The organism is Mycolicibacterium lacusdiani, assembly GCF_021916785.1.
GTDB lineage: Bacteria > Actinomycetota > Actinomycetes > Mycobacteriales > Mycobacteriaceae > Mycobacterium > Mycobacterium lacusdiani.
In genome coordinates, this window is record NZ_JAKCFC010000004.1 from 262,338 (window position 1) to 283,701 (window position 21,364).

At 64.4% G+C, this 21,364-nt stretch carries 19 protein-coding genes and 1 pseudogene; 11 read left to right on the forward strand and 9 right to left on the reverse strand.

Annotation, left to right across the window (positions count from 1 at the left end):
* Together LOK44_RS14855 and LOK44_RS14860 are read right to left on the reverse strand one after the other, a co-directional pair.
* Positions 1-2,289: an AAA family ATPase gene (locus LOK44_RS14855; RefSeq protein ID WP_237570821.1), complete on the reverse strand. Its 2,289-nt coding sequence runs from the start codon at positions 2,287-2,289 to the stop codon at positions 1-3.
* A 451-nt stretch (positions 2,290-2,740) separates the two neighbouring features.
* Positions 2,741-3,064, reverse strand: a complete 324-nt coding sequence (locus tag LOK44_RS14860) for a hypothetical protein (RefSeq protein WP_237570822.1) — start codon at positions 3,062-3,064, stop codon at positions 2,741-2,743.
* A 48-nt stretch (positions 3,065-3,112) separates the two neighbouring features.
* Here LOK44_RS14860 and LOK44_RS14865 point away from each other — a divergent pair, with 48 nt between their 5' ends.
* Together LOK44_RS14865 and LOK44_RS14870 are read left to right on the forward strand one after the other, a co-directional pair.
* Positions 3,113-4,189, forward strand: coding sequence for a nucleotide kinase domain-containing protein (locus tag LOK44_RS14865; protein WP_237570823.1), 1,077 nt, complete (start codon positions 3,113-3,115; stop codon positions 4,187-4,189).
* A 52-nt stretch (positions 4,190-4,241) separates the two neighbouring features.
* Positions 4,242-4,472, forward strand: a complete 231-nt coding sequence (locus LOK44_RS14870; protein ID WP_237570824.1) for a hypothetical protein — start codon at positions 4,242-4,244, stop codon at positions 4,470-4,472.
* A gap of 3 nt (positions 4,473-4,475) precedes the next feature.
* On the opposite strand, the gene LOK44_RS14875 is transcribed toward LOK44_RS14870, so the two are convergent.
* Genes LOK44_RS14875 through LOK44_RS14890 form a run of 4 tightly spaced genes read right to left on the reverse strand, consistent with a single transcriptional unit; the run spans position 4,476 to position 6,872 of the window.
* The gene (locus LOK44_RS14875; RefSeq protein WP_237570825.1) at positions 4,476-5,315 is read right to left on the reverse strand and encodes a thymidylate synthase family protein; all 840 of its coding nucleotides are present in this window, start codon (positions 5,313-5,315) and stop codon (positions 4,476-4,478) included.
* Entirely contained in the window at positions 5,315-6,241 is a 927-nt protein-coding gene (locus tag LOK44_RS14880) for an ImmA/IrrE family metallo-endopeptidase (RefSeq protein ID WP_237570826.1), read from the reverse strand. The genes LOK44_RS14875 and LOK44_RS14880 overlap by 1 nt, the downstream gene beginning before the upstream one ends.
* Before the next feature lie 2 nt (positions 6,242-6,243).
* A complete protein-coding gene (locus tag LOK44_RS14885) occupies positions 6,244-6,597 on the reverse strand; it encodes a helix-turn-helix domain-containing protein (RefSeq protein WP_237570827.1) in 354 nt (117 codons plus the stop codon).
* Positions 6,594-6,872 carry an acyl carrier protein gene (locus LOK44_RS14890; RefSeq protein ID WP_237570828.1) on the reverse strand — a complete coding sequence of 93 codons (279 nt, stop codon included), beginning with the start codon at positions 6,870-6,872 and terminating at the stop codon, positions 6,594-6,596. Before LOK44_RS14890 ends, LOK44_RS14885 begins: the two co-directional genes overlap by 4 nt.
* A gap of 102 nt (positions 6,873-6,974) precedes the next feature.
* Between LOK44_RS14890 and LOK44_RS14895 the strand changes: the two genes are divergently transcribed.
* Together LOK44_RS14895 and LOK44_RS14900 are read left to right on the forward strand one after the other, a co-directional pair.
* A complete protein-coding gene (locus LOK44_RS14895) occupies positions 6,975-7,883 on the forward strand; it encodes a nucleoside triphosphate pyrophosphohydrolase family protein (protein ID WP_237570829.1) in 909 nt (302 codons plus the stop codon).
* A gap of 971 nt (positions 7,884-8,854) precedes the next feature.
* Positions 8,855-10,179: pseudogene (locus LOK44_RS14900) on the forward strand (ISL3 family transposase).
* Here LOK44_RS14900 and dmpG read toward each other — a convergent pair.
* The 3 genes from dmpG to LOK44_RS14915 all read right to left on the reverse strand — a co-directional run bounded on the left by dmpG (position 10,170) and on the right by LOK44_RS14915 (position 15,863).
* Complete coding sequence (dmpG, locus tag LOK44_RS14905) at positions 10,170-11,249, reverse strand: 4-hydroxy-2-oxovalerate aldolase (protein WP_237570830.1); 1,080 nt, start codon at positions 11,247-11,249, stop codon at positions 10,170-10,172. The pseudogene LOK44_RS14900 and the gene dmpG sit on opposite strands and share 10 nt — an antisense overlap.
* Positions 11,246-12,166, reverse strand: a complete 921-nt coding sequence (locus LOK44_RS14910) for an acetaldehyde dehydrogenase (acetylating) (RefSeq protein WP_237570831.1) — start codon at positions 12,164-12,166, stop codon at positions 11,246-11,248. Before LOK44_RS14910 ends, dmpG begins: the two co-directional genes overlap by 4 nt.
* 232 nt (positions 12,167-12,398) lie before the next feature.
* Positions 12,399-15,863 (reverse strand): indolepyruvate ferredoxin oxidoreductase family protein, encoded by a 3,465-nt coding sequence (locus LOK44_RS14915; RefSeq protein ID WP_372481244.1) that lies wholly within the window; start codon positions 15,861-15,863, stop codon positions 12,399-12,401.
* A 158-nt stretch (positions 15,864-16,021) separates the two neighbouring features.
* Between LOK44_RS14915 and LOK44_RS14920 the strand changes: the two genes are divergently transcribed.
* The 7 genes from LOK44_RS14920 (at position 16,022) to LOK44_RS14950 (ending at position 21,363) form a co-directional block, all read left to right on the forward strand.
* Positions 16,022-16,528 carry an Lrp/AsnC family transcriptional regulator gene (locus tag LOK44_RS14920; protein WP_237570832.1) on the forward strand — a complete coding sequence of 169 codons (507 nt, stop codon included), beginning with the start codon at positions 16,022-16,024 and terminating at the stop codon, positions 16,526-16,528.
* Between the two features lie 258 nt (positions 16,529-16,786).
* The gene (locus tag LOK44_RS14925; RefSeq protein ID WP_237570833.1) at positions 16,787-18,190 is read left to right on the forward strand and encodes an aromatic ring-hydroxylating dioxygenase subunit alpha; all 1,404 of its coding nucleotides are present in this window, start codon (positions 16,787-16,789) and stop codon (positions 18,188-18,190) included.
* Complete coding sequence (locus tag LOK44_RS14930) at positions 18,187-18,774, forward strand: 3-phenylpropionate/cinnamic acid dioxygenase subunit beta (protein WP_237570834.1); 588 nt, start codon at positions 18,187-18,189, stop codon at positions 18,772-18,774. The genes LOK44_RS14925 and LOK44_RS14930 overlap by 4 nt, the downstream gene beginning before the upstream one ends.
* Positions 18,771-19,082 carry a hypothetical protein gene (locus LOK44_RS14935; RefSeq protein ID WP_237570835.1) on the forward strand — a complete coding sequence of 104 codons (312 nt, stop codon included), beginning with the start codon at positions 18,771-18,773 and terminating at the stop codon, positions 19,080-19,082. Before LOK44_RS14930 ends, LOK44_RS14935 begins: the two co-directional genes overlap by 4 nt.
* Entirely contained in the window at positions 19,079-19,885 is an 807-nt protein-coding gene (hcaB, locus tag LOK44_RS14940; RefSeq protein WP_237570836.1) for a 3-(cis-5,6-dihydroxycyclohexa-1,3-dien-1-yl)propanoate dehydrogenase, read from the forward strand. Before LOK44_RS14935 ends, hcaB begins: the two co-directional genes overlap by 4 nt.
* Positions 19,886-19,921: 36 nt before the next feature.
* Complete coding sequence (locus LOK44_RS14945) at positions 19,922-20,119, forward strand: ferredoxin (RefSeq protein ID WP_237570837.1); 198 nt, start codon at positions 19,922-19,924, stop codon at positions 20,117-20,119.
* Positions 20,119-21,363 carry an NAD(P)/FAD-dependent oxidoreductase gene (locus LOK44_RS14950; RefSeq protein ID WP_237570838.1) on the forward strand — a complete coding sequence of 415 codons (1,245 nt, stop codon included), beginning with the start codon at positions 20,119-20,121 and terminating at the stop codon, positions 21,361-21,363. Before LOK44_RS14945 ends, LOK44_RS14950 begins: the two co-directional genes overlap by 1 nt.
* Position 21,364 lies beyond the last annotated feature (1 nt).

The window sequence follows — 21,364 nt, forward strand, 5'->3', positions numbered from 1 at the left end:
CTAGGGCAGGCTCGCCGGATCGACACCAGCCGCCGTACACATGCGTTCAAAGTGCGTCGGGTCGGACTCTCGTAAGAACTGCATGCACCGGCGGATCTGTCCGTGTACCGCTCGCGCGTCGAGTACGTCAACGCTTTCGCTGCCCTCGCCATGAGAGTGCTTGTTGCAGAAGGTGAACACGTCGCGGAAAGGCTCACCTGGCTGCGCCTGCACCAGAACTTCGAGCTGCTGCGCGAAGTCCGTGCGGTGTGGTGCTTTGTAGCTGGCGAAGATCTCAAGAACCCGTCGGGCCGCGTTGGGCAGCAGGAACAGGCGGTCGTGGTCCTGGGAATCGAGAACCCCGGCCATGACCATCGAGAAGAGGTAGGTGTACTCGGAGGTGTTTTTCACCAGAACTTGGGGTAGCGCTCCCACCTTGGACGTTCGCTCGCCGTCCGTTGCGGACGCGTAGATCTCGAGGAAGGAAACCCTGGGAAACAGGAGTTCGCCGGGGTCTTGATTGCGGATCGCCTTCATCGACTTCCCCCACATCCCCTTGTAGGACAGGAGGAATAGCCGAAGCAGGCCGAAGTCGTGGGTGAGGACGATGTATTGGCCGAACTTTTCTAGGGTGTCGAACAGCCACTGATGCGTGGCGAAAAGGGCTTCGCGGTCGAGGGAACTCGACGGGTCGTCGATGACGACGATGCGCTGGGCCTTGTCGACGCCCGGGGTCTGCTGATCTTCCAGGTTTCGGAGAAAGTAGAGCAGCGACAGTGTTGTCCGCTCGCCGTCGCTGAGGTCCGTACCCGGCTTATCGCCTCGTCGACACGCGTACGACTTGCCGTCATCGGTGACGGCCACGCTGATGTGGTCCTTGCCGTAAACACGGGCGAGGTCGCGGGTGAGTGTGTCGGCCATGTCCTTGGTGGTGAACTTGGCCTGACGCACCTCGTCGAGCTTCTTCTCGGCGAGCTGGGCAGCCTTGGCGCTCGCAGACGCCTTCGCAGCGTGCGTGGTCACCTGCCCGTCGAGGTCGCGGAACGCTTCGGCCTGTGAACCTACGATGTGGTCGAGAACGGTCTTCTTGCGATCCGCACTGAGTTCAGCGTGGTCGCGCACCTGCTGGTTGTGCTCGGAGATCGCCTGCGTCACAACGGTGGTCGAAGGAGGTGAACCGAGCACGGACCATTCGGGTGGCTCAGGCGTGCTGCTCGGGTCCGCGATCTTCAGTTCGAGGGACGCTTCGACACGTTCGCACGCGGTAACGCGTTCGGTGACTTCGACCGACAGCCGTTCAACCGCCAACCCATACGCCGCCTGGAGGTCGCTCGCCAACTCCGTTGAGTCGGGGATCGAGGCAATCCACCTCGTGAGCGCTGTCTTCTCCTGCGTGACGGACTCCTTGAGCTGCTTGGCCCTGCCTCTTATGTCGAGCCAGCTCTCGTCGAAGTGGCGTGCCAACTGCGTGCGGCGTTCCGGGGTGATCGTTCCGGCGCAGAACAGGCACTCATCGCTCTCGGCGTGCAGGTCTAGTCCGCGCTCGACCCATGCTTGTGCGATGGGGCTCTTCTCGAGCGCCTCGATCGCTACTCGTGTGGGGGTTTCGGGCAGAAGATCGGCCAGAACCTCCAGGTCTGATGCAACCGCCGAGGGCGGCGCGGACACCTCGGCGACCACGGACGGTGCGCCTTCTCCGAGACGCTGCAGGGCCTCGGTGTGGCTGCTCGCGTCAGGCAAGTCCCCCTTGTAGGTGCGGAGGTTCTCCTCGATCTTCGGGATCGAGTAGCGGCTTCGGGTGAAGTGCTGGTAGTCAAAGGTCTGCAGTTCGGAGATGATCCGCTCCTGCACCTCCTTCGTGAGCGCTTTGAGCTTCTTCTCGGCGGCGTCCTGACTCTTCTCTGCCTCGCGGGCCTCGGACTGGAGGCGATCGACTTCGCCGACGAGCCTCTCTTCCTCGCCCTTGGCGTCGATCGCCTCCTTTCCCAGGGTGACGATCGCGGCAGCGCTGGCCCCGTCGAGGAACGCCGACAGATTCTCATCGACCCATTTGCGGGTGTAGACGGCCATATGAGGCGACGGGCTGGTGCCGCCCGCACGAACAGTTGTCTTATTCCCCTTCTCGTCCTCCCAGACCACACCGGTGGCGGAGCTTGAATCAGCCAGGCTCAGAAGGAGTTCGGCGACCGTCGACTTGCCGCTTCCGTTGTGTCCGTAGGCGATCGTTCGCTTACCAAGCGGGAAATCGCTTGCCCAAAATCCGGTGTTGAGGGAGCGCCACGGGGCTTTGACATCGATTCGACGGAGCATTGTCGGATGTTAGGTCGGGTGTACGACAGTCGACGGCGGCGTCAGTCGCCCGCGCGCCGAGCGGAACCCGACAGGAACGTCGCATCGGGCCGACTGCTGCCTAGCCTCCCGACTCATGTGCGCGACTTCGGCCGGAGGCGTCCCCGTCATGCCATAGCCCACCCCGCGGCGATCCGCGGACTCGGTGGGGGCTGGCGGAGACCGCCGTGTTCGCGTCGCCGGCCGTGAAGTCTCAATGGTCCCAGTTCACTGCTGCGCCCGCCGAGACTGCGACCTTCCCGCTCTGTCCCCGGGCTGGTCGATCGGCCGCATCGGTCGCTGGTACGGAGAGTTCGCCTACACCGGCATGAACGTGTGCTCATGCTGGCACTGACACGACGGGGCGGGGACGTGGCGACGACGTGTAATCGAGATCTGGATCCCGCTCGATCACCGGTGGCCGTGCAGATTGTCACCGCGGCGTCGCTGGATCAGCCAATGCGTGGCACAGGGCCTCGAGTTCCGCCCACGCCGTTCCCGGCGCGGTCCGAAAGTATTTGGCGCCTCGCATACCCGGCAGTCGGTGATCTTCGTAGAGCAACTCTGCGGCGAGTAGGCGCTGCAGCACCGGCCGCACGAGGCTATCCGGCAGGCGGGTTTCGACGGCGAGTTCACGGGTGGTGAAAGCGGTGGCGCCGCCGATGCGGGTGATCGCGCGCACGACGGAGACCAAGTAGCGGTTATTGAACAACGCCGACGACCGGTCGGCATGTGCGTCCTCTGCAGCATGCGTCACACGTATACGATGACACGTGTAGCGAATCACTTAACGCAAGGACGCTGTATGTCACTCGAAGTGGGCCCACGACAGTTGGCATTTACGGGGTTGGATGATGAGCCGATGGTGGCCCCGCCGCGAAGCCAGATAACCGGCCCGGTAATCAAGGTCGCTGGGCGCACGTTCGAGACGACGCCGGTGTTTGACACGTACTGGGCGTTCGCCGCGCGTCGTCAGCATGTGTACGAGGCGCGACTTGCCGGGCTGCCCGGGCCGTGGACCACCGATCCGGTCCTGCGTTCGCATCGATTCACCAATTGCTTCCGCGCGTCGGACCGTGTGAGCCAGTTCTTGATCCGCAACGTGGCCTACTGCGGTTCCCAAGAACCCGAAGAACTCGTCTTCCGGGTGTTGTTGTTCAAGTTGTTCAACAAAATCGAGACCTGGCAGCTCCTGGAGCAGCAGCTGGGGTTTCCCACGTTGAGCGATTTCGACGTCACGCGCTACGGGGAGGTGCTCGACGACGTGTTCGCCCGGGGGCAGCGGTTGTACTCCGCGGCCTACGTGATGCCGCCTCCACAGCTTGGGGCTGACCGCAAGCACCGCAACCACCTGCGGTTGCTCGATCACATGATGGGCAGCAAGGTCACCGACCGTTTGACGTCGGCGCCACGCATGCAGGATGCCTTCGAAGTCCTCAAGAGTTATCCCGCCATCGGCGATTTCTTGGCATTCCAGTTCCTGATTGACATCAACTACACCAGGGCGTTGAACTTCGATGAGATGGAATTCGTGGTGGCAGGTCCCGGTGCTCGTGACGGTATCCGTAAGTGTTTCGGCCCCGCCAGTGCCGGAGTGGAACGCGAGCTGATCGAGTACATGGCGCACAGCCAGGACGAACACTTCGCCCGGCTGGGTCTGACGTTCGGCGGTCTGTTCGGTCGTCCACTGCAACTGATCGATTGTCAGAACCTGTTCTGCGAAGTCGACAAGTACGCCCGGGTCATGCATCCCGACATCGCCGGATACAGCGGGCGCTCGCGGATCAAACAGAAATTTCACCCGATCAGCCGCGCGGTGCCGGCCTGGTTCCCGCCGAAGTGGCGCCTTGGGCTTAGTGCAGAATTGCCAGGGGCCTGCTGAGGGTGACGCGCGGCGTTACGCTCTGGCGAGGATGACTGAAGGAGGCGACATCATGGTTGGCGGCGACACGCGCGACCGAGAGTTGCTGTTGGTGGTGGGAAGCCTGCAGAAGTTGGCGATGCGAGTGGAATCGCGGTTCAACCCTGACATGGGCGAGGCCGCCGCCGACGACGACTCAACAACCGCTTCCGATTTGGTGGAGTTCGCCCGCGCCTGCCGCGCTGTGCTCGACGATCCCGGGGTTAGCGCTCGATTGCAGGCGGTCACCAGCCACCGCTGGTAGCCGCTACCGAGTCAGGTCGTCGCGCAAATTCTGCAGTGCGCCAACGTGGTCGCGGCGCAGCTTGTCGGCGTGAGCCTGCCCGGCCACCACGGTCAGAATGCCGGTCCGCAGGCCGCACCGGCCGGCGACATAGCGGTGCAACCGCGCAATACCGAGGTAGTTGCCCAAGCCGCGCTCCATGACGTACTGAGAGCGGTAATGCGCCACGGTGTGCAGCGACTCGGTGTCGTGCTGAAACGACAAGAACGACAGGCACGGGAAACCCATGGCGGAGGTGTCGCGGCGGGGCTCGAAGATGGGCACCCCGACGCTGTCCTCCGGTGGGGGACCGGCCACTTCGTCCGGGCCGCCGTCGGGGCCCCCGGACTCGGCGACGGGGATCTCCACGGTGGCTTCGTAGCGGGCCCGTTTCGGCCGAGCGGAGTCCAATTCCCGACTGATGATCGCTATCACCCGTGCCAGCTGGTTCACCGTTCCGGCCGGCCCTGGGTAGGCGACCAGCCGCAGGAAGTAGGTCCCGTCGCGGTTGGCCCCGGGTGCCAGGCGTCGCAGTTCTGGATAGATCGCCTCGTAGCGCTGACCGAGAGCCACCGGATCGGGCGACGTGGCGACCATACTGACCGGGAAGATCGTATTGGCCACGGTCGAGACGGACTGCAGACCGAATTCGGTCAACAGGTCGTCGGCCGCTCGGTAGATCCGATCATGACCGTCGGCGCCTGCGCTGTCGATCCTGGTCACGGTGTGGAACGCCCGGTGTTGCGGCTTGGCCGCGACCGCGAGGATGGTGTCCAACCAAGCGGTGGCCAGGTCGGGCTGACGGACGTCGATGGGTTCGGTCATCACGCATCTCCTGGAATTGGCGCCGCGGTCTGCAGCGAGGAGAGGTAGAGCCCGGCCGGACGGGACTGCACGAGCAGCGAATACGACCCGGACTCGGTGGCCACCGACACCGGAGCCTCCAGGGTGGTGGGTTCGGTACATACCAGCAGCCGGCTGCTTTGCGCATTGACGCCGATGTCTTCGACGGGACCCGCCGAGTTCTGTAGCTCGGTGCCTGGGACCAGCAGCAGGTCGCCGCTGGAGGCCACCGCCGCAGGGGTGTGGCGCGGCGCGAGGCTCAGGTCCCACACCTCGACGTCGCGGGTCGAGCTGAGGTCCTGGCTGGCGAGGCGGCGCTTTATCACCCCCGGTGAGATCGACCCCAACTGTTGGGCTCGGGGCCGGGAGATCATCTTCAGCGTCGCGAGGTGCCGCACTGTCGCGGCGTAGCTGGTACCGAGTCGCAGGGCGAGCTGGTAGATCTGCTCCGCGCCGGTGGGGGCGGCGACGCCCATGTCGGCCAGCACGGCGTGCACCGCTCGGCGCGGCATCAAGAACCAGGCCGCGAACGCCTCGGCAGTCTTCTCGTGATCGGGCCAGCCCCCTCGCCGGGTGTCGCGCAGCGATTCACCAGAATCTTCGAGGGCACCACTGTCGAGCGTGCATTGGTGCCCCAGCCGGTGATGGCCGAGTTCGTGTGCGGCGCTGTGGCGTCGCACTGCTCGGGTGAGGCGATTGTTGACCAGGATGCCAGTCGCAATGTCCCGGCCGGTGAGATAGGCCCCGAACAGGGTGGGTAGCGGTCGATACAGCAACACGACGCCAGCACGATGGATGGCTGGGGCAACCGCCACCGGAATGGCGCAGGGGTCGATACCCAGCCCGTCATGGGCCTGGGTGGCTGCGATCGCCGCAACACGATGTGCGGTCTGCCACGACATGACCATGCTCAGGACCGTTCCGTGCGCCGCATGTACTGCAGGTACTCGGCGAACTTGAGGACCTCTTCGTGATCGTGAGAAGTCATCTCGGTCAGCACCCGGCCCAGCGCGACCGGGATATTGGTGGGTCCGGCGTCCTCGACGCCCAAGAAATAGCTCGGCGGATACCGGTAGAGCCGGGACAGCTTGCGCAGCTCAAGGCTGTCGACCTTGCGGTTGCCGCGCTCGATCTCTGAGATCGCCGAACGCGGAATCCCGGTCATGGAGGTGACTTGTAGCTGGGAGAGGCCCAGGTATTCGCGAATCTCCCTGAGTCGGTTGGCCAGTGCCTTTTGGTCGAACTCTGGTGCGTTCGCGCTCACGCCGATGCCCGCCCGGAGCTTTGAGCGTCGAGTTGTTGCATGACCGCTACGACGAAACTCCGAACCGACAGCAGGGCCTGGGCGGTCGCCTCGGTCGCCGGCAGTACCACCCCCGTGGCATTCTGCACCAGCACCAGGATTTCTACGGCGAGCAGCGAATCGATGGGCATTTCGTCCCCGAGTGCGGCAAGCGCGGCCCGCAGCTGCTCGACGCTGACCTCGGCCCGCTCGGCGAGTAGCCCGAGGATCAGATCCTCAACTTCGTCATGTGTCATGACTCAACCTCCTTTGTTGGCTTTCCCAACAGCCCTGATTGATGATACAACAGTGTCGGCGGATCGATCAGGTCTGTCGGAAAAACCAGCAGGAGGTGCCGAATGGAGATCGACGACTATCAACGCAGGACACGCGAGACTGCCCAACCGCACCTCCTGACGGCAGACCGCGGTGGCGGTGCCCCAGTGTCGCCCCTGGTTGTGTACTTGCTCGGGTTGGCGGGCGAGGCGGGCTCGGTCGACACGGTGTACAAGAAATATCTGCGCGACGGCGAGGCGTACGGCAACTGGAAGATGCAGCTGCGAGAAGAGCTCGGCGACGTGCTCTGGTACGTCGCGGCGATCGCTGCTGAGGCCGAACTGACCTTGGACGACATCGCCACCGCCAACCTGCACAAGACACAGTCACGGTGGTTGCCGTCCACAAACTATCAGCTCGATGCCGCCGCGCCACCCGCCGAGCAGCTACCGCGATCGGGAACTATGGAATTTCGTGAGATCGTCAACGCCGACGGCCGCCCCGAGGTGACGGTCTGGATGGACAGCCGCCAACTTGGCCAGCCACTGACGGACAACTCCCTCGACGAGGACGGCTACCGGTTTCACGACGTGTTCCATTTGACGTACGCGGCTGTCCTGGGGTGGTCACCGCAGCTACGAAAGATGTTGGGGTGCAAGCGTAAATCCACACCGGACATTGACAACGCCGAAGATGGCGGGCGCGCAATCGTCACCGAGGAGGGCCTGGCCCATCTTGCATTTGCATACGGATCCCAGCAAGGCCACCTCGCGGGGATCGAGCGTCTTGACCAGGCGCTGCTGGACGTGATCGCCATGATGACGAGTAAGTTCGAGGTCGGAGCTCGCACGGCGGCGGACTGGGAAGTGGCAATTCTGCAGGGGCACCGGATGTTTCGGGAGCTGATCGCTCACCATGGCGGGTCGGTCACCTTTGATGCCGACCAGCGTGTCGTCGTCTTCACCCCGCCCGCGCCAGAGAACGCCGCCTGACATACGGCCAGCCACTTCCAGATGGGCTTGGTCATCGACGACCCCGCCGCATCGGTACGGCAACTCACTGCCGCGGGGGGACAGTGATGCTTCAGCAATGTGCGCGTACTCGTTGTGCCTTAACGCGAACATGACTCGTTCACCCGAGACTACGATCAAAGGCCGACGCGAGAACACCGTCAGTCTGTCACCTGATCGTGCAGCAGACCCTTGCTGCGTAGTCGGCCGCGTGTGAACAGATGAAACCTTGGGAACCGCGGCTTTCGTCCAGGCAGGTATCGCGAGGCGCCGGGCGTCGAACTCCCGGTCCCGGATCCATGAAGCCTCAGAACCAGCCAACCGCGTGTAAAGTCTTCCATCATCCGGCCCAACCGTTACGTTGCCGTCTATGTCGGAAACACACCAGCGCAACGCATCAGTGGCTAATGCGCCCCGCGGATTGAAATCCTGGCTGCGCAATCGGCGGCGTGTGGTTCTGGGCGTCGACCATCGCGGTGTCGTCAATCATCGGCTTATGGGTCGGCAGCCAGATCGCACACGACTTGGGGCAAACGGTCGAGTGGTACACGGGATTCGGTCAATGGCTTGGCGCTCTGGGTAGTTTGATAGCGGCGGGGGTCGCATTGTGGATCGCGGTATCGGAACGCCATCACTCCGAGCGGCAACACGAGGCTGATCTCGAGCGGCAAGCGAGCCTCGTCCAAGTTGTCGCGGGGAAGCTGGGAATGCACCAAGCTATGGGGCCGTCTGTGCCTGTTACGGGTGTCAGCGTTCGCAACAGGCGGGCAGACCGGATCTTTGACGTAACTCTCGGTGTCTTAAGAGCAGGGGACAGTGCTATCGGCAATGTATCTGTTAAGGGGCTCTTCATGATTGAGGGTGTAGTGCGCGTCGGCGCGTCGTTGCCGGGGTAGAGGTCGAGGTCTTCCGATGATGGGAGTTCTCACGCTGCCCATCAGGAAGACCTCGACGTGCACAACGCTACCGGTGGTGCGGGCTTCGCCTGCGCTGATCTGACCACTTTCTGTCGCCTTGATGAACTCGGTCTGGAGGTGACCGGTCAGCGCGTGGAGCCCGGCGGCGCGGTGTTGGCGTGTCGGATCACTGATGAGGATCGGTGGTGTCGTCGTTGCGGCGAGCAGGGCATCGCGCGGGACACCGTGACACGCCAACTTGCTCATGAGCCGTTCGGGTGGCGGCCCACCACCTTGGTCCTCACCGTGCGCCGCTACCGCTGTGCTGGCTGCGCTCATGTGTGGCGCCAGGACAGCAGTGCTGCGGCCCAGCCACGGACCAAGCTCTCTCGTCGTGGCCTGCGGTGGGCGCTGGAAGCCATTGTGTGCCAACATCTGAGCGTGGCTCGGGTAGCCGAGGGTCTCGGGGTGTCGTGGAACACCGCCAACAATGCCGTGTTGGCTGAGGGGAAGCGGATTCTGATCGACGACCCAGCCCGGTTCGACGGCGTGCGGGTGATCGGGGTCGATGAGCACGTGTGGCGCCACACCCGCCGCGGTGACAAGTACGTCACCGTGATCATCGATCTGACCGCGGTGCGCGACGGCACCGGGCCGGCGCGGCTGCTCGACATGCTTGAGGGACGGTCCAAACAGGCCTTCAAGCAATGGTTGGCCGACCTGACGAGGCTCATCGCTGGCGTGATGGTGTGGAAGTCGTTGCGATGGACGGATTCAGCGGCTTCAAGACAGCCGCCACCGAAGAACTCCCCGACGCGGTGGCGGTGATGGACCCGTTCCATGTGGTCCGCCTGGCCGGCAACACCCTCGATGAGTGCCGACGCCGGATCCAGCTGGACACCTGCGGGCACCGGGGCCGCAAGACCGACCCGCTCTACAGCGCACGGCGGACTCTGCACACCGGGGTCGATCTGCTCACCGACAAGCAGAAAGCCCGGTTACAGGCGCTGTTCGCCGGCGATGCCCACGTCGAGGTCGAGGCCACCTGGTCGATCTATCAGCGCACCGTCGCGGCCTACCGCGAACCCGACCGAACCAAGGGCCGCACCCTCATGCAGGCCGTGATCGACACGCTCAGCGACGGGGTCCCCAAAGCCCTGCAGGAGGCGATCACCCTCGGGCGGACCCTCAACAAACGTGCCGCCGACATCCTGGCCTACTTCGACCGGCCCGGCACCAGCAACGGACCGACCGAAGCGATCAACGGCCGACTCGAACACCTTCGCGGCTCCGCCCTGGGATTTCGCAACCTCACCAACTACATCGCTCGATCACTGCTGGAGACCGGCGGGTTCAGACCCCGACTACACCCTCAATCATGAAGAGCCGTCAATGCGGCTGATTTGCCGCCGCATTCGGCGTCCTGTTCGCGTTTGATTTCTAGGGCGATGTCGATGAGTTGGTCCTCCTGGCCGCCGATGAGCTTGCGTTGCCCGGCCCGGTGCAGAAGTTGATGCGTGGGTACGCCGTAACGCTCGGACTGGCGGATGGCGTGCTTGAGGAAGCTGGAGTACACCCCGGAATAGCCCATGATCAGCGCGTTGCGGTCCAGCAGGCACTCGGCGGGCATCGCAGGCCGCACGACGTCCTCTGCGGCGTCGGCGATCTCGAAGAAGTCGATACCGGTCTTGACGCCGATCTTGTCGAACACCCCGATCATCGCCTCGACCGGCGCATTGCCCGCACCCGCGCCGAAGCGCCGCGTGCTGCCGTCGATCTGCTTGGCGCCCGCGCGCACCGCTTCCACCGAGTTCGCGACCCCTAGGCCGAGGTTTTCGTGGCCGTGAAACCCGACCTGCGCGTCGTCGCCGAGTTCGGCGACCAACGCCGCGACCTGGTCGGCCACACCTTCGAGCACCAGCGCACCCGCGGAGTCCACGACGTAAACGCATTGGCAGCCCGCATCGGCCATGATGCGGGCCTGGGCGGCCAGCTTCTCCGGCGGGATCGTGTGCGCCATCATCAGGAAGCCGACGGTCTCCAGGCCGAGGTCGCGGGCGAACCCGAAGTGCTGGATCGACACGTCTGCCTCGGTGCAATGCGTGGCGACGCGGCAGATCGAACCGCCGTTCTGCTGCGCCTCGGCGATGTCGTCCTTGGTGCCCAGACCGGGCAGCATGAGGAAGGCGATCTTGGACTCCTTGGCCGTCTCGGCCGCCAGCTTGATCAGTTGCTGCTCCGGGGTCTTGGAGAAGCCGTAGTTGAAGCTCGACCCGCCAAGCCCGTCGCCGTGGGTCACCTCGATGACCGGCACGCCCGCGGCATCGAGTGTCGCGACGATCGACTGCACTTCGTCCTTGGTGAACTGATGGCGCTTGTGGTGCGAACCGTCGCGCAGGGACGTGTCGGTCATCCGGACGTCCCAGATCGGATTGAAGAAGACCTCACTCATGCTTGCGCACCTCCAGCAGTCGCAGTAACCCGTTCCTTCGCGATCTCCTCGCCGACCTTGGTGGCCGCCGCGGTCATGATGTCCAGGTTCCCCGCGTACGGCGGCAGGTAGTCACCCGCGCCCTCCACCTCCACGAAGATCGTCACCAACGCCTGACCGCCCGAGTGCACCGACGGCGGGTCGAACTGCGGTTCGTTGAGGCACCGGTAGCCCGGCACGTAGGTCTGCACCTCGACGGCGACCTCCTTGATGGACCGGGTGATCGCATCCTGGTCGGCATCTTCGGGGATGGCGCAGAAGATGGTGTCGCGCATGATCATCGGCGGTTCGGCCGGGTTGAGGATGATGATGGCCTTACCGCGCCTGGCGCCGCCGATGACCTCGATGCCCCTACTCGTGGTCCTGGTGAACTCGTCGATGTTGGCCCGGGTTCCCGGGCCTGCCGACGCGCTGGACACCGACGCCACGATCTCGGCATAGGGCACGTCCACCACGCGACTCACCGCGTAGACCATCGGGATGGTGGCCTGCCCCCCACACGTGACCATGTTGACGTTCGGCGCGTCGAGGTGCTCGCGCAGGTTCGCCGGCGGGATGACCCCCGGCCCGACCGCGGCCGGGGTCAGGTCGATGGCGCGGATGCCGGCCTCTTCGTAGCGGGGTGCGGCGTCGCGGTGCACGTAGGCGCTGGTCGCCTCGAACACCAGGTCCGGCTTCTCGTCGAGTGCCAGTAGCCAGTCGACGCCCTCGTGGCTGGTCTCCAACCCGAGCTTGCGGGCCCGCGCGAGGCCCTCGCTCTGCGGGTCGATGCCGATCATCCAACGCGGCTCGAGCCAGTCGGACCTCAGCAGCTTGCACAACAGGTCGGTACTGATGTTGCCCGACCCGACGATCGCCACGGTGGCCTTCGATGGCATGTGTACTCCTCCTACTCGGCGGACAGTGTCATGACGAGCTGGCCGTGCCAGCGTCACTGGATCTCAGAGTGGAATTCGCTTCGTTGTTCCGGACGCATGAGTGCCTGGCGCACAGTAGGTTCCGGATGGCGAATGGGTGAGCAGGGGCATCATACGCATCCGGCCGGAGTATCTGGATCGGACGCAAGAGCCGCGGCTGTTCCGATCGCAATGCGGCACCGCGCGCGGCCCGTCACGGCAACTGCAGTGAGTCGGTGGCGATCCCAAGTTCGGCGAGGCGTGCCACATAAACGTCGAGATTGTGCATCTTGACCTCTTCATAGCCGCGAATGAGGTCCGGGGTCGACGCGACGACGATGACCCGTTCATACGACTCTGCCGTGAGGGACTCCAGCAGATCCTTGATCGTTCGTTCGTAATGCGCGACCAAGCGGCGTTCAGTCCGTCGTATGTGGGTGTGGCCGAAGGGATCCAGCCGGGACCCCCGCAGCCACTTGCCGCGGGCGAGGACGCGGAGGGCGACCTGGGTCCGCGGCCCGATGCCGACCTTCTTCTTGCGACCCAGGGCCTTCAGCGTCGGCGGGTGCAGTTTGAACGTCAGGTTCTGCCCACCGGGGACCTGCGCGCGTACCGATGCGAGGAAGGCCGGGTCGGTCAGCATCCTGGCAACCTCGTACTCATCCTTGTAGGCGATGAGCTTGAAGAAGTTTCGGGTCACCGCTTCGGACAGGTCGGTCCGGTCGGTCGTTTCGCGCTCCTTGTCCCACACCAGCTGCGTGAGGGTGATGAGCCGGGCCGCGGTGCGGTCGCCCTGGTAGGCAATGAGGTCTGCGGCACGCCGCCGAAGTAGCTCTCCGACGGAGCCGGTGACCGAGGTCGTCGCAAAGAGATGTTCAGGCACCACGAGGGCTTGCCCGGCACTGGGGGAAACCGTTGCAGCGTGAAAGGCACCCGGTTCGGCGACGGCAACCCGGCCCCACCGGAACGCAGCCTGATTCATGTGCACGGCAACGCCGTTGATAGAGATCGCATCTTCGATTGAGGCGGCGCTCAACGGAATCGCACCTGCCTGATAAGCCGCGCCAACGAGGAGGAAGTTAGCGGTCGTGGTGTTGCCGAACAACTTCTGGGCCGCCGCCAACGCGTCGAAGGACACCAGCGAACGAACCCGGACGTCCAGCCGGGACAGCAGGACCTCGTCGCTGGGATGCTCGACGCTGCCGTCGTAGACCATCGGGCCGGTGGGGGTCCTACTGGTCGACGCAATCGCGACGGTCCGCTCCGAACTGCCGACCTCAAGATTCTTGGGTTCCACGGCAGTGAGCAAGTCGAACGCCAAGATGCAGTGTGCTGCCCCCGGGCTGACCCGATTGGACGATGCAGCGGGCCCGCCGCTGATTCGCAGGTGCGACGTCACGGGGCCGGCCTTCTGACTGAGTCCCGTTTGGTCAAGTCCTTCGGCATGCAGGCCGGCCCGTACCGCGGCCATTGCCAGCACCTGATTGGCGGTCACGATCCCCGTTCCGCCGATACCTGCCAGAAACACGTTGTAAACGCCGGAGATTGGCGGAAGTGCGGGCTCGGGCACCTCCGGCGGGACAGCACGATCCAGCGCAACGGTGGGGGCACCTCCGGCGGGAACCTCCACGGTGACGAAGGATGGGCAGTTCCCATCTAGGCACGTGTAGTCCGTATTGCAGGTGCTCTGATCAATGCGGGTCTTTCGACCGAGTTCGGTGTCAACTGGCTGCACCGACAAACAGTTGCTCTTGACGCCGCAGTCGCCGCAGCCTTCACAGACCGCCTCGTTGATCACCACGCGGGTCAGTCGAGCAGGCAACCTTCCGTGCTTGCGCTTGCGCCGTGCTTCGGCCGCGCACTGCTGGTCGTAGATCAGCGCGGTGACGCCCTCGGTGTCACGCAGGAGTAGCTGGGCTTCGTCGAGACGATCGCGGTGCCACAGCAGAACGCCGTCGGCAAACGCCGCGCCCTTGTGCCGCTCCGGTTCGTCGGCGCAAATGATCACCTTCGTGACTCCGTCGGCGCGCAGCTTGTGGGTGAGTTCGGGAACCGTCAAGCCCGCCTCGACGTCCTGGGCTCCGGTCATCGCGACCGCCGAGTTGTACAGAATCTTGTAGGTGATGTTCACACCGGCGGCGACACACGCCTGAACGGCGAGCTGTCCGGAGTGGAAATACGTTCCGTCGCCGATGTTCTGGAAGATGTGTCGGACATCGGTGAAGGGGGACTGGCCAATCCACTGAGCACCCTCACCACCCATCTGGGTCAGCGCGGTGACCTGAGAGTCCGTGCGCGCGGACATCGTGACCAAGGTATGGCAGCCGATCCCGCCGCCAGCCAGGGAACCCTCCGGCACGGCGGTTGAACGGTTGTGCGGACAGCCGGAACAGAAGTACGCGGTTCGACTCGTCGGCAGCACCGTCAGGTCGAGCGACGGCGGTGCAGCGGGTGTGAGCGCCACCTTGTCCTTCAACAACGCACGCAGTGGTGAGAGCAGGCGCGCAGCAACGAGTTCGCCGCCTGGCGGAATCAGAATGTCACCGCCTGCGCCAAGCTTGCCGACAATCTGCGGTGCCGCGCTGCGGCCGTAGAGGATTTCCTTGACCTGCGTCTCGACGAAGGCTGACTTGTCCTCGACGACGAGAACCTGTTCGACGCCGCAGGCGAGTCGCGACACGATCTCGGGCCCGAGGGGGTAGGGCATGCCGACGCGCAGGATTCGGATGCCGTTGCGCATCAGCTCGTGGTCGGTCACGCCGAGTTCGTGGAGTGCCTCGCGCACCGTGTCGTACGCAGTGCCGACGGCGATGATGCCCAGCCACGCCTGCGCCGGGTCCACCTCGATGCGGTCGATCGCGTTGGCGGCGTTGAATGCTCGTACCATCGCCCAACGGGGGCCGTAGAGATCGGCTTCGGCGAGCAGGCTGTCCGGCGGTGCCGCGCACAGGCGCTGATTGTACGTCCAGGGTCGCCCGTCCCATTCGATCGTGGGAACGTTGATGTCGAATTCGGTGAAGTCGCGGTCCAGTGTCCACACGCCGTCGGCAACGTCGGCGACGATCTTCATGGCTGGCCAGCATCCCGATGCGCGGGACAATGCAACCGCGTACATGCCGAATGCGATGACCTCTTCTGCGTTGCGGGGGAAGAAGATCGGCATGGACAGCGCAGCGAGAGATCGCTCGCTGGCCACTGGGAGGCTTGATGACTTTGCGCCGGGGTCGTCGCCGACGAGGGCGACCGCGCCGCCGTGTGGATTGGCGCCGAACATCGCGCCGTGCCTTAAGGCATCGCTGGCGCGGTCGAGACCGGGTCCCTTGCCGTACCAGATGCCGATGACTCCGTCGTAGGACTCGGTGCCCGATGGCAGGTTGTTCTGGCTGCCCCACACCGAAGTGGCCGCAAGTTCCTCGTTGACGCCGGGCACGAGGTGGACGTGATGTTCCGATTCGAGTTCCGGCAGGCTCGCCAGTAGCTGGTCCAGGCCTCCGAGGGGGCTGCCCTGATACCCGGAGACGAAGGTGGCGACCCGCCGCCCGGCCCGCATGTCACGTTCGTGTTGTTCGACCATCTGCCGCGCGATGGCCTGCACCCCGGTCAGCAACACCGGTCCGGAGGAAGCCCGGTAGCGATCTTTCAAGAGGGGATCTGGTCCGGCCGTACGAAGATCGGTCAAGGTGAATTTCCGCCCAAGTGTCGATGATGCCGATACGCGGCATGTGATTCGGAAGTACAGTCAAGACTGCCTTTAGTCGGAATCTTGGTCAACTAAGGGTATTTCAACTGATCTAACGGTTCAGCTGAGTGGACACGACTCGGAGTGAGGTGATTCGGATGCTCAGCATCGATCGGCTGGACGTCGAGTTGCTGGAGATCCTCGCGCGGGACGCCCGAGCCGGGGTCGTGGAAATGGCGTCGACGCTCTGCATCTCGCGCAACACCGTGCAATCACGTTTGAAGCGACTCGAGGACGGCGGTCTGCTCACCGGTTACCGGCCCGAGCTCACCCTCGCACATGCTGGAGTGGCCACCCAAGCCTTCATTGGGCTCGAGGTGCAGCAGGGCTGCCTGGGGTCGATCGTCGAAGCGCTACGAGAAATACCGCAGGTGCTGGAGGTCCACGCGACGACCGGACGCGACGATCTGCTGGTGCGCGCCGCGACCCAGACCCAGGCTGGCCTGCAGCAATTGATCGAACAGCTCGTGGGAACCCCGGGGGTGGTCCACTCGACCACCACGCTGGCGCTGACGACGCCGTTGGCCTACCGAGTGGTGCCGTTGCTCAAGGACATCACCAAGGACGCCGGCTGGGGACGGTCGACACCTGCTCCCAGGGACTGAGTCCGCGCCCGCGACGTATTGAACATATAGTACGATTTATGTATTATTCATGCGTCATGTATTGGAACCCATATCGACGCGTTCAATCTCCCTGCGACGATCGACCGGAAAGTTCGGATGACACATGCACATTGACGCCCACCCTGTTGTGAGCGAGGTGTTTGCCGATGCGGTCAGCCGCCGAAACCAAGAATTTCTGGCCCACGCAGAGCGCTTGTGCCGTGCCGGGGCATCGGCCAGCATCGAAGGTGGCGGGTCGTGACCGACTACTCTGATGTCCTCGATGACGTGCGGCGAGGCATGATCCCGGCGCACATCTACAACGATCGCGGGATCTTCGAGCTGGAGAAGCGGAAGATCTTCAGTCGGGCCTGGATCTTCGTCGGCCACGAATCCGAGATTGCACAACCCGGTGACTACGTCGTGCGACGAGTCCTCGAGGACTCCTTCATCGTCACACGTGACGAAGATGGCTGCGTCCGTGCCCATTTCAACATGTGTCTGCATCGCGGGATGCAGGTCTGCCGCGCGGAGATGGGCAACGCATCTCATTTCCGATGCCCCTATCACGGCTGGTCGTACCGCAACGACGGCAGGATTGTCGGACTTCCATTCCATCAAGAGGCATATGGCGGCGAGGAGGGGTTCGCCCGCAAGGGACAAAGGCTCCTGCCCGCGCCGAACATCGGCATCTACAACGGGATGATCTTCCTCAGCTTGGATGCGGGTGCACCGCCGCTGGAGGAGTATCTCGGTGACTTCCGTTTCTACCTCGACTTCTACACGAAGCAGAGTCCGGGTGGCATCGAGTTGCACGGACCGCAACGGTGGCGGATCAAGGCGAATTGGAAGATCGGCGCCGAGAACTTCGCCGGCGACATGTACCACACGCCCCAAACCCACACCTCGGTCGTCGAGATCGGTCTGTTCCGCGAACCAAACGCCCAGAAACGCAAAGAGGGCGCGCTGTATTGGGCCGGAAACGGGGGCGGAACGACCTACAAACTTCCCGACGGAACGCTGGAGGAGCGTTTGCGTTACGTCGGATACCCCGACCCAATGATCGAGCGCATGAAGCAATGCTGGTCAGCCGAACAGCTCGCCATCATCGGCACCGATGGGTTCATGTTCAGTGCGGCCTCGCTCTACCCCAACATGTCGTTCGTTCACAACTGGCCGAAGGTCGGGACCAGCGACGACGTGCTGCCGTTCATCACGCTGCGACAATGGCAACCCATCAGCGAGGACGAGACAGAGGTGCTGTCGTGGTTCGCTGTTGACGCTGCGGCCCCGGAAGACTTCAAGGCCCTTTCCTACAAGGCCTATCTCATGTGTTTCGGTAGCACCGGCATGTTCGAGCAAGACGACGTCGAGAACTGGGTGTCGCTGACGAATACCGCAGCGGGATCGATGGCCCGTCGGCTACTGCTCAACAGCCGCATGGGTCTGCTGGCAGACGGCTCCGAGGTGGCACCACGGTTGTCCGCCGAACAATTCAGCGGACCCGGCATAGCGCGGCAAGGGTATAGCGAGTTCAATCAGCGAGAACTGTTGCGACGTTGGGCAGATGACCTTGCCCGACCGTCCGCCGACCCGGCGGTCGCTGCGGCGTCAAACGGTGCTGCGGCCAACGGCGAATCCCGGGCGGTGTCGCGGAAATGAGTGCTGCCGCGGACACAGATTCTAGTCGCTCCCGGCTGGGCACCAACGCATCGCGGGTCGAAAGAACGGGAACGTCGCTCGAGTTCGGCGACGAACGGCATCTCCTCGCCCACAAGTGGCTGGTGGATGAGACCTACCTGTTCGATGCGCAGGCCTACTCAGACTGGCTCGAGTTGCTCGCCGAGGACATTCACTACCTGATGCCCGTCAGGGTGACGACGGCACTGGCCGCCGGCTACGACACCGCCCCCGGCATGGCACATTTCGACGAGGACAAGTACTCGCTGTCTCGCCGAGTCGCCCGCTTTCTCACCGAGCACGCCTGGACCGAGGATCCGCCGTCGCGGCTGCGTCATCACCTGTCCAACGTGCGCACCTTCGCCACCGTCGATCCCGAGCATCTGGTGGTCGAGTCCGCGACCCTGTTGTTTCGTAGTAGGGGTGACGTGCGTGAGGGAGCGTTCCTCTCCGCGGGACGCGAAGACCTGTTGCGGTGCGAGGACGGCCAATGGCGTCTCGCCCGTCGCACGATTCATGTCGACGACTCCGTCATCCGCATGCAGAACCTCGCGGTGTTCTTGTGACCCCGTCACCCGACGAACAGGCGGCACGGTCGAGCGCGGAGCGCAGTGCGCTGCTCGAACACGCTGTGGGCGAATCGATCACGGTCGGCAATGAATTCGCCGAGGTACGGGTCACACGGGTGGACACCCGCAACGGCTCGCGGTTGCTGATTGAATCTCAACGATCGGGTCAGTGGGTGGCGTTGTGCCCACTGGAAGCCGAGGCGCTGACGTGGCAGGGCACAGCCACCTTCTCGGCGATGATCGGGCATCCGTTCGGATCCCTGGTCGGTGATCAGCCCGCTGAGTCGGCGCCGGAGTCATGGTGACCGGCTGGCTCACCGATCGGCGGGCGCTGATCGTCGGCGCCGGATCCGGAATCGGCCGCGCGGTCGTTACGGCCTTCCTGGGGGAGGGCGCCCGCGTGGCCGTCCTCGAGCGTGATGAACAGAAGTGTTCGGCAGTGCGCGCCGCCCACCCCGAGGTGCCGGTCACGTGCGGGGATGCCAGCACGCGGGCGGCCAACGACGATGCCGTCGCCGCTGCGGTGGAGTCGTTCGGTGGCCTGGACGTCCTCGTCAACTGCGTGGGCGTCTTCGACTTCTACCGCAGTATCACCGATCTGGACGCAGACGTCCTCGACGACGCCTTCGACGAGATCTTTCGCATCAACGTCAAAAGTCATCTGCACGCGGTGAAGGCCGCACTCCCCGCACTTCAGCAATCCGCGCATCCCGTCGTCCTGCTCACCGAGTCGACGTCCGGGTACTACCCGGGTCGCGGCGGGGTGATGTACGTCGCCTCCAAGTTCGCCGTCCGCGGACTGGTGACCGCGCTGTCCCACGACCTCGCTCCACACATCAGGGTCAATGGCGTCGCCCCGGGAGGCACCCTCGGCACCGACCTACGGGGGCTCGCCAGTTTAGGTGCGGCCGACCGCAGCATCGCGGCGGCTCCCGATCGAGCCGAGGAACTCGCCGCCCGCGTTCCGCTGCAGGTGGCATTGTCCGCAGAAGACCACGCCTGGAGCTATGTATTCCTGGCCTCGCATCGCGCCCGTGGCATCACCGGCGACGTCATTCACCCCGACGGGGGCATGGGAGTCGCCGGAGCGCCGCGCAAGCGCCGTTGACCCTTCACCCCAAGACCACCATCGAGAGAGGACACCGTGCCCAGACTCCACGCTGACTATCCGTCGTGCCAGGGATACGGCAATTGCGTTACCGGCGCAGCGGACACGTTCGACGTCGACGACGACGGCGTCGTCGTCCTGTTGCGCGATACCGTTCCCGAGCAAGACCGGCGACGGATCGAAGACGCCGTGAACAGCTGCCCGGTGAACGCCCTGAGCATCGAGGCGCAGTGATGGACACCCGGACAGTCGTCATCGTCGGGTCCTCTGTCGGTGGCGTCCGCACCGCCAAGGCGCTGCGTTCACAGGGATTCACGGGACGGGTCATCCTGATTGGCGACGAGGCGCACCTCCCGTACGACAAGCCACCGCTGTCCAAGCAGCTCCTCGCAGGTACGTGGGATCAGAGCAGGGTCACGATGCTGACGGCCGAGGACGCGAAGGAGGCTGACATCGAGCTGCAGCTCGGCAGCGCCGCCGAGCGTCTGGACCTGGCCGAGCGGGTGGTCATACTCAGCGGCGGCACGCGAGTGGCCTATGACGTGCTGGTGATCGCCACCGGTGCGGCCGCTCGGCCGTCTCCGTGGTCGGTCAATTCGGGTATCCACGTGGTGCGGACGCTCGATGACACGCGCGATTTGGCCAGGGCCCTCGCTGCTGTCGGACCCGTCGTCGTCGTTGGCGGCGGATTCATCGGTGCCGAGGTGGCCGCTACCGCACGCGCAGCCGGGCGGGACGTCACGATCGTCGACCCGCTCGCGGCGCCGATCGGCAGGCTCGTAGGGCATGAGCTCGGGACGATCCTCGCTAGCGTGCATGCCCGGCATGGAGTGCGGACGCGGTTCGGCGTCGGTGTGGAATCGATCGAGGGGTGCGAGGGCGAGCTGACGGTCACGCTGACGAACGGAGAGACGCTGCCGGCGGCCACTGTCGTGGTCGGTATCGGCGCGATTCCCAACGACGGATGGCTGGCCTCGTCGGGACTCCTCATCGATGACGGGGTGGTGTGCGACGAATTCTGTCGGACTGTCGAACACCCGAACGTCTACGCGGTGGGGGACGTGGCCCGCTGGCGCCATCCCGTACATCAGGAAGACGTTCGCGCCGAGCACTGGACGAATGCCGCCGAGCAGTCCGCGTGCGTGGCCCACAACATCTGCCACCCCGGGGAGCTCCGTGCCTACGCGCCGACGGAGTACGTATGGAGCGACCAATACGACTGGAAGATTCAGATTGCCGGGCGGCCCAATCGGGCGGTGCTGCAACGGATCATCGGCGACGTCGACCACGATCCCGCACAGGCAGCGGCAGTGTACGGCGACCGTGACGGGGTGCTGCGCGGGGCCGTGACCGTCAATTGGCCGAAGGCCCTGATGATATGTCGGCGGATGATCGGCGCTGGCGCCACCGTGACCGATTGCCTTGCCGAACTCGAGGGCCTGCCGCGGCTCGCCGCCGTGAACACGGCAGGAAGGTAGC

Coding starts and splice junctions, on each gene's coding strand:
- LOK44_RS14855 (WP_237570821.1), bottom strand. CDS start 2,289: ATGCTCCGTCGAATCGATGTCAAAGCCCCGTGGCGCTCCCTCAACACC.
- LOK44_RS14865 (WP_237570823.1), top strand. CDS start 3,113: ATGTCACTCGAAGTGGGCCCACGACAGTTGGCATTTACGGGGTTGGAT.
- LOK44_RS14870 (WP_237570824.1), top strand. CDS start 4,242: ATGGTTGGCGGCGACACGCGCGACCGAGAGTTGCTGTTGGTGGTGGGA.
- LOK44_RS14875 (WP_237570825.1), bottom strand. CDS start 5,315: ATGACCGAACCCATCGACGTCCGTCAGCCCGACCTGGCCACCGCTTGG.
- LOK44_RS14880 (WP_237570826.1), bottom strand. CDS start 6,241: ATGGTCATGTCGTGGCAGACCGCACATCGTGTTGCGGCGATCGCAGCC.
- LOK44_RS14890 (WP_237570828.1), bottom strand. CDS start 6,872: ATGACACATGACGAAGTTGAGGATCTGATCCTCGGGCTACTCGCCGAG.
- LOK44_RS14895 (WP_237570829.1), top strand. CDS start 6,975: ATGGAGATCGACGACTATCAACGCAGGACACGCGAGACTGCCCAACCG.
- dmpG (WP_237570830.1), bottom strand. CDS start 11,249: ATGAGTGAGGTCTTCTTCAATCCGATCTGGGACGTCCGGATGACCGAC.
- LOK44_RS14910 (WP_237570831.1), bottom strand. CDS start 12,166: ATGCCATCGAAGGCCACCGTGGCGATCGTCGGGTCGGGCAACATCAGT.
- LOK44_RS14920 (WP_237570832.1), top strand. CDS start 16,022: ATGCTCAGCATCGATCGGCTGGACGTCGAGTTGCTGGAGATCCTCGCG.
- LOK44_RS14930 (WP_237570834.1), top strand. CDS start 18,187: ATGAGTGCTGCCGCGGACACAGATTCTAGTCGCTCCCGGCTGGGCACC.
- LOK44_RS14950 (WP_237570838.1), top strand. CDS start 20,119: ATGGACACCCGGACAGTCGTCATCGTCGGGTCCTCTGTCGGTGGCGTC.